Origin of the sequence: Moraxella cuniculi DSM 21768, assembly GCF_900156515.1 — a bacterium.
Classification (GTDB): domain Bacteria; phylum Pseudomonadota; class Gammaproteobacteria; order Pseudomonadales; family Moraxellaceae; genus Moraxella; species Moraxella cuniculi.
The window spans coordinates 1-6,706 of sequence record NZ_FTNU01000032.1; the positions used below are offsets into that span (position 1 = coordinate 1).

The 6,706-nt window shown below is 43.5% G+C and carries 12 protein-coding genes; all 12 read left to right on the forward strand.

The window, feature by feature from the left end:
- The coding region (locus BW928_RS12000; RefSeq protein ID WP_227516594.1) for a hypothetical protein at window positions 1-198 on the forward strand (198 nt) is incomplete at its 5' end.
- Complete coding sequence (locus BW928_RS11730) at window positions 188-433, forward strand: hypothetical protein (protein ID WP_076556249.1); 246 nt, start codon at window positions 188-190, stop codon at window positions 431-433. The genes BW928_RS12000 and BW928_RS11730, both read left to right, overlap by 11 nt.
- The gene (locus tag BW928_RS10945; protein WP_158078470.1) at window positions 426-890 is read left to right on the forward strand and encodes a GNAT family N-acetyltransferase; all 465 of its coding nucleotides are present in this window, start codon (window positions 426-428) and stop codon (window positions 888-890) included. Before BW928_RS11730 ends, BW928_RS10945 begins: the two co-directional genes overlap by 8 nt.
- A gap of 99 nt (window positions 891-989) precedes the next feature.
- Window positions 990-1,751, forward strand: coding sequence for a hypothetical protein (locus BW928_RS10950; protein ID WP_076556251.1), 762 nt, complete (start codon window positions 990-992; stop codon window positions 1,749-1,751).
- Window positions 1,752-1,938: 187 nt separating this feature from the next.
- The gene (locus BW928_RS11735; RefSeq protein WP_158078471.1) at window positions 1,939-2,079 is read left to right on the forward strand and encodes a hypothetical protein; all 141 of its coding nucleotides are present in this window, start codon (window positions 1,939-1,941) and stop codon (window positions 2,077-2,079) included.
- Between the two features lie 88 nt (window positions 2,080-2,167).
- Window positions 2,168-2,362 (forward strand): helix-turn-helix transcriptional regulator, encoded by a 195-nt coding sequence (locus BW928_RS10955; RefSeq protein WP_076556258.1) that lies wholly within the window; start codon window positions 2,168-2,170, stop codon window positions 2,360-2,362.
- Window positions 2,359-2,676: a helix-turn-helix domain-containing protein gene (locus tag BW928_RS10960; protein ID WP_076556252.1), complete on the forward strand. Its 318-nt coding sequence runs from the start codon at window positions 2,359-2,361 to the stop codon at window positions 2,674-2,676. The genes BW928_RS10955 and BW928_RS10960 overlap by 4 nt, the downstream gene beginning before the upstream one ends.
- A 12-nt stretch (window positions 2,677-2,688) precedes the next feature.
- Window positions 2,689-2,913 (forward strand): hypothetical protein, encoded by a 225-nt coding sequence (locus BW928_RS10965; RefSeq protein WP_076556253.1) that lies wholly within the window; start codon window positions 2,689-2,691, stop codon window positions 2,911-2,913.
- Window positions 2,914-3,086: 173 nt separating this feature from the next.
- Window positions 3,087-3,533 (forward strand): hypothetical protein, encoded by a 447-nt coding sequence (locus BW928_RS10970; protein WP_143821549.1) that lies wholly within the window; start codon window positions 3,087-3,089, stop codon window positions 3,531-3,533.
- Window position 3,534: 1 nt separating this feature from the next.
- On the forward strand, window positions 3,535-3,813 hold the full coding sequence (locus BW928_RS10975) for a hypothetical protein (protein WP_076556255.1): 279 nt from the start codon (window positions 3,535-3,537) through the stop codon (window positions 3,811-3,813).
- A complete protein-coding gene (locus BW928_RS10980) occupies window positions 3,810-4,361 on the forward strand; it encodes a CHC2 zinc finger domain-containing protein (RefSeq protein ID WP_076556256.1) in 552 nt (183 codons plus the stop codon). The genes BW928_RS10975 and BW928_RS10980 overlap by 4 nt, the downstream gene beginning before the upstream one ends.
- A 55-nt stretch (window positions 4,362-4,416) precedes the next feature.
- Window positions 4,417-6,489: a DUF3987 domain-containing protein gene (locus BW928_RS10985; protein ID WP_076556257.1), complete on the forward strand. Its 2,073-nt coding sequence runs from the start codon at window positions 4,417-4,419 to the stop codon at window positions 6,487-6,489.
- The last annotated feature ends 217 nt before the right edge of the window (window positions 6,490-6,706 follow it).

Sequence of the window (6,706 nt, forward strand, 5' to 3'; positions counted from 1 at the left end):
GGGAAAATGACCCCTACAAAGCTAGATATATCAAGGCTTTGCCGTTTTCCCCCTATTTTAGGAAAATGGGAAAATGGGGAAGGTAAGGGGAAAATAGGCGATTATTTGGCATTTTGGGGGCGGTTGCTGGTGCTACACTTTGCCAAATATGCTACAATAAGACCGTACAGAACAAGGAACTGGAATTATGATTATTGATTTACCACCCCAATTAGAACAAGCCATTATTAACAAGGCACAAGCCCAAGGGGTAAGCGTGGCAGAATTGCTACAACGCACCTTTGCCAATGAACCCCAGTTAGATGCAGAACCTGCCAGCATTGCCATTGGTGCAGATGATGGGGCATTGTTACAGCAATTGCTGGACAATCCACCACCGCCAAGCCCTGCCATGCGTGAATTATTGGCACTACATGGGGCAAACCATGCTTGATATTCAGCCACTAGGCAAGCACCACAACAAACAAGGTTTTGATTGTGGCAATGAAAGCATTAACCGCTATTTACAGCAGATGGCAAGCCAGCATTGCAAAAAAGGTATTGCACAGGTACACGCTTTGGCAGATGGGGCAAATATTCAAGCATTTTATACCCTATCCGCCATCAGCTTAAACAATGAGCAAGGGGCGGTTAAAGGCTATCCAAATCAAATACCAGCGGTACTAATTGGGCGTTTGGGCGTGGCAATTGAACAACAAGGAAAAGGCATAGCCAATCAGTTAATCAGCCATGCCATGCACCAAGCAAAAGCCATTAGCACGATGGCAGGCGTGGCATTTGTGATTATCGATGCAAAAACCGAAACACTGGCAGAGTATTACACCAACTTGGGCTTTGTCCGTTTGCCTTCCAGCCCTTTGCGTTTGGTATATCCAATAAGTCAAATTTGACCTTTTTGCATGGCTAGGATTAGCTACCGAACGGCGTTATAATCCACACCATAACGCCAACGCCATGCACCCTTTTTGTGGTGTGGTTAGGTGTGGAATATGAACAGCAACACAAACAAGCTAAAGCCTGCAACTGCCATGACGCAAGGGATTTATGCTGCAAAAGAATCCTTTGAGCGTGCTATCGCCCCGATAAGGAAAATGCAGGAACAAGCGGAAGTAACAGCATTGTCAATTAGGCAAATGCACTACAATCTTGAACGCATTTGCCAAACAATTACAAGCCCATTTGGCGAAAGCAATACACCGCCAACCGCCCCTGTTGTAATTGAGCATGAGCCACCCACACCCCATCACTACAACAACCAAGCATTAAGAACAGCCAAAAATGAGCAAAATTTAAGAATTGAAAACCAAATATTGCTTAAAGTTGTTGAACTTCTTGCCGAAAAGCCAAAAAGCGAAATGACAGCACCGCTTTTGGATATGCCACTAATCGCCAATACGCTAGCATTACAAGCCAGTGAAATAACCAACCTAACAGCCCAACTTGAACAAAAAGAACAAGAAATTAACAAACTACAAGCCAAAATTGACCAGTTACAGGCAACTGCCACGCCTGCCAATCACGCCTTGACTTTGGAAAACTTGGGCTATACAACAACCCATCTTGAAATTTTAAAAAGTGTAATACAAGAATTTTGGATTAATCACCAAAAAGAGCATATACCACCAAAACAAGATACTATTATAAATTGGATTATTAAAGAATATGGATTAACACGAGCAGCAGCCAAAGCAATAGACCAAGTGGCACGCCCAGATATAACCAAAACAGGCGGCATTAAAAGCCGAAAATAAATTATTGCATATTCATCAGCCCTTGCATTTTGCAGGGGCTTTTTAGTACACCGCCACGCCCCCAAAAACCCACGATACGCCCACAAAGTCAAACAGCAAGGTAAAACCAACAACCCTGCACCAAATGCCCCAAAAAACGCCCAAAATAGGGCAAATTCAAGGGCAAATAATACAAGTCTTAGCACCTATGACAAATCATACCCAAACAACCGCCAATCATCTGCCAAAACCGTGCCATTTACACGCCAAAGGGCGGATTTATCACGCCTGCCCTGTCCGCCATCAATTGCCGTTACCCAATACAACAACCCCTTATGGCATTGATTAATCCCATGCCCTGTCTTGTATCATATCCATGCACTGCCAAACACGGCAGAACTTGCACCAATAGTCAAGAATATGGGAGTAACATAACCTTGCAACCAATCAGAGTAACCAAAAGACAGGCGTGCGAACTGTTAGCCATTGGGCGTGAAAAACTTAGACGGCTAACAGAACATGACCCAACTTTTCCCAAGCCATACAAAACAGGCAATCATAGACAATCAGCCGTTTATTTTGATTATCAAGACTTGGTTAATTGGCATAAAGCACAAGGGGGCAATGAGTGAAAAAAGCACCACTAACCCACAAGCACAAAAAAGCCCTATCTGCCACCACCAAGCGGATGTATGAACACCTATTACAGGGCAATAGCTTAACCGCCCTTGATGGCGTGCAGTTGTTTGGTTGCCTTTGCACCACCCAGCGATTAGGCGAGCTAAGACGCATTTACAATATACCCATTTGCGGTGAATATTTTTTCACCAGCAATGGCAAACGCCTAAAACGCTATTACCTAGATGCGGACTATATCAAACAACATAAAAATAGCCCAAATCGTCCATGGGATACCAACCAAACCACCAATCCAACCAATATTTAATATGAGCCAATCATGACAAACCAAAACCAACGAACGACTTTATCACCACAAGCCAAAAAATACCGCCAAACCATGTGGCAAGTAACGCCCTACAACAAAAAAGGCAAACGCCTAAGCCAAGATGCTTTTATGAATAAGATGCTACGCCATGCCGAAAAGGCAGAATTGTCATTTGTAGGAATGCTGATTTATTGCCGTGAAATGTGTATTAAGCATGGCTATCCCACCGCCTATTAACGGCAAATACCGCCGTGCAGGCGTGAACTGGTGCAATTGTACCGCCCACGCCTGCAATGGAGCAAAAACGCTTAAAACCGCCCACTAAACACCCATTACAGGGCAATAGCCAATTAAAAACCCCTTGCACTAGGCAAGGGGCTGATATCAAAAAGCACGGAATAGATTATAACATGAAAAATATTCATTTTAAACAAATTTTAAATGAAATTATTTCACTTGCCAAAACTGCAGGCGTGAAATATGATGGGAATATCTCTCAAAAATGTAAAGCAGTTGTGCCAAACTGCCCAAATTGGCTTTTTTTACGCCCATCATATACGCAAAATTTGCACACGGCAGATTTTCGCCCCTTTATGTTGTGGTTGATACTGCAAAATAAGCCAATTGGCGAATATGCGGAGCGGTTACTTTACATACCGAGAGTGAAACCACAACACCCATTTATGGGTAAATTACTCAAAAAATGTAAAGGAGTTTTCACCATGAAAACAATCAAAAATCCCCTTATTTCAACATTAACCCCATTTCCCCTTGTGGCACGCTTTATCTTAGGCTTGGCGTTTGGCTTGCCTATTGCTTGCCTTGTCATTGGCTTTTTGTCAGTAATGGGGGTGTAAGATGAACCAGCACAAACAAACCAGCCAACAAATCACCATGAGCAGACTTGATTTGTCTGACCTGCAACATGACTTTGAGATACTAAGAAGCACGCTAGAACAAATTGCCTGCCTAGCTGGCATTATCTGCGATGATAAAACTGATAAATACCGCAAGGATACTTTGGCACAAACTGCATGGTATCTGGCGGAGCATTGGGCGGATTATGCCGATGAGCCAATAAAACAAATTGGGCAAATGCTGGCAACAGAACCTTTTGCACAAAAGGGGGATGCATGACCAAAGACAATTATACACCGATGGGGCAATCCGCCCCATCATACCAACGCCCCACAAATGGCAATGGCAACCGCCATCATGCATACCGCCACCGCCATGCCCCCAAAAACCCACGATACGCCCACAAAGTCAAACAGCAAGGCAAAACCAACAACCCTGCACCAAATGCCCCAAAAAACGCCCAAAATAGGGCAAATTCAAGGGCAAATAATACAAGTCTTAGCACCTATGGCAAATCATACCCAAACAACCGCCAATCATCTGCCAAAACCGTGCCATTTACACGCCAAAGGGCGGATTTATCACGCCTGCCCTGTCCAATAGATTTTTATCATACTTATGGCTTGACACTTAAGGGCAACGGCTTGTGGCGTGCTGCTTTATGCCCTTTTCATGGCGATACCCACCCTAGTTTGTCCATCAATACCGAACATGGCGGATATTTTTGCCATGTGTGCGGAGCCAGTGGCGATATGGTAGGTTTTTATATGGCACGCTTTGGGGTAAGTTTTGTGCAAGCGTGTAAGGATTTGGATTTGTACCGCTAGACTGCACAGCCAACCAGTCTTTTTGCTTTTGATAACAAGATTAGGAATAATAACAATGCACAATCTAGCCGAACTAACCAACATTGCCAAAGATTTATTTGCCAATATCATAAACAAGGGCTTTGATGCCATTACTATTCATCAGTACACCGACACACAGGGAAATATTCTTTATGCCAAAGCACGCCTAAAAGATACACAAGGTAAAAAGCAAATCCGTCCATTTTTTTTGAATGCTGATAATAAGTGGCAAATGGGTGAGCCTAGTTTTCCACCCAACCAAAAGCCCTTGTATTATCTGCACAAACTAGGCAATGCCCCTAAAGTGTGGATTTTTGAAGGCGAACAAAAAGCAGACTTGATGGACGCTTTGGGCTATATCGCCACCACAACAGGCGGCAGTAATAGCATTACCAGCCACGATTTGCAACCATTGGCAGGCAAGCAATGTTTATTGTGGCGTGATAATGATGATGCAGGCGTGGCGTGGCAAAATAGCCTAATTAACACCTTACTTACTTTATCGCCAACGCCAAAGATTCAAATTGTAGATGTAGACAAACTAAACTTGGCAGAAAAAGGCGATATTGTTGATTATATGCAAGGGTGCGACACTGCAACCATGCAAGCCAAATTACAAGCCTTGCCAATGCTAAACAATGAACACCTACAACAGCTATTACATTCTGCCACCGCCAAACAGCCACAACAACAACCAACCAACAAGCCTGCCGCCAATGCACAAAATACAGAATGGGGCGAACCTTTGCCCCTAGCTTACCATCAAAGCAAAGAAAATGAATACCCAATAAATAGTTTTGGTGATGAACTGGCAGGCGTGATAAGACAAATTGCCTACTATGCACAAGTACCGCTAGCGGTTGCTGGGCAAAGCGTGCTTGGCGTACTATCCGCCATTGGTCAAAGAATGGTAAACGCCCCATTTTTAAACGCCCATATCCCTGCCAGCTTGTTTTTAATTACTGAATTTCCCAGCGGACAGGGAAAATCACAAGCAACAAGGCTGGCTAATTATGAGCTGGCAGAATGGGAAAAAGAGAACTATCTGCGATATTTGGCGGTTTTAAATGATTGGGAACGCCAACCAGCAAAAGACAAAATAAACGACCCCAAGCCAAAAAGTCATAACTACATGGTATCAGATGGCACAATAGAAGCGGTTGCAGATAAATTTATTTTGGACGAGCAAAGCGATGTGTATTGGAATACGGACGAAGCGGGGCAGTTTTTTAACGGCTATAGTATGAAGTCCGATACCGCTGGTAGTAACATTTCATGCCTAACCAAACTTTGGGATGGTAGCCCCATTAGCAAGGTTAGAAGCCAAAGGGGGAAAACTGGACAGGATAGAACCAATGCTTATGATGCACGATTAACGCTAGATATTATGGGGCAAAGGGTGATATTAGAACCAGCCATGACAGACCCTATATTAATCAATCAGGGCTTTTTGCCTAGGGCATTATTGGCTTGCCCCAAGAGTTTTCAAGGCTACAGGGAATATAACACCGCCGAGCGTATGAATTCCGACCCATTAAAGGACTGGCAATTAGTCAAGTATTATCAAAAATGCAGAAATTTACTTATTGCAAAGCCTTCTAGGCGTGATGATATGCCATTTAAAGACCAAGAAGCAAAACAAGCCTTGGCGGATTATATGCAAGATGTAGAAATCAAACAGCGACAAGGGGCAATATACGCCACAATTCCTGCATTTGCTGGGCGAATGGGCGAAAACACCGCACGCATTGCCTGCCTTTTGGCATTATTCCAAGGTGCAAAAGCAGTGGAAAAAGAACATATCATAAACGCAAGTAAGCTGGTTGATTTTTCCATTGCTGAACGCTTGCGATATTGCGATATTGCCGATGATAACAAGAATGATGCCGAGCTATTAATCGCTTGGCTGGTTAAGCGTGCCAAGATGCACAACAAATCATCTTTTGGATATTCTGAAACGCAAAGCACCATAAGCCCCAAAGCACTAAGAGCAAAGGCGGTATTTGAGCCAGCAATTGATTATTTAATGGAAAATCAGCATATTAGAATACTATATCAAGATGATGCACGATTTATTGAAATCAATCCACGCCTTTTAAACAATTAACCTTCTGCCCAAAAATCCTTGCATATTTGCAGGGATTTTGTCATTGCCAGCACCGCCCGTTATTATGGCAATGCCATCATCATGCCTTTGCTAGTATCATAGAGCAGGCGTGATAATCGCCCATTTTCCCCTTACCTTCCCCATTTTCCCATTTTCCTAAAATAGGGGGAAAACGGCAAAGCCTTGATATATCTAGCTTTGTAGGGGTCATTTTCCC

What these genes read in the sequence shown, in the direction of transcription:
- BW928_RS11735 (WP_158078471.1), top strand. Translation starts at nt 1,939, where the DNA reads ATGACAAATCATACCCAAACAACCGCCAATCATCTGCCAAAACCGTGC.
- BW928_RS11730 (WP_076556249.1), top strand. Translation starts at nt 188, where the DNA reads ATGATTATTGATTTACCACCCCAATTAGAACAAGCCATTATTAACAAG.
- BW928_RS10980 (WP_076556256.1), top strand. Translation starts at nt 3,810, where the DNA reads ATGACCAAAGACAATTATACACCGATGGGGCAATCCGCCCCATCATAC.
- BW928_RS10945 (WP_158078470.1), top strand. Translation starts at nt 426, where the DNA reads ATGCTTGATATTCAGCCACTAGGCAAGCACCACAACAAACAAGGTTTT.
- BW928_RS10985 (WP_076556257.1), top strand. Translation starts at nt 4,417, where the DNA reads ATGCACAATCTAGCCGAACTAACCAACATTGCCAAAGATTTATTTGCC.
- BW928_RS10965 (WP_076556253.1), top strand. Translation starts at nt 2,689, where the DNA reads ATGACAAACCAAAACCAACGAACGACTTTATCACCACAAGCCAAAAAA.
- BW928_RS10970 (WP_143821549.1), top strand. Translation starts at nt 3,087, where the DNA reads ATGAAAAATATTCATTTTAAACAAATTTTAAATGAAATTATTTCACTT.
- BW928_RS10975 (WP_076556255.1), top strand. Translation starts at nt 3,535, where the DNA reads ATGAACCAGCACAAACAAACCAGCCAACAAATCACCATGAGCAGACTT.
- BW928_RS10950 (WP_076556251.1), top strand. Translation starts at nt 990, where the DNA reads ATGAACAGCAACACAAACAAGCTAAAGCCTGCAACTGCCATGACGCAA.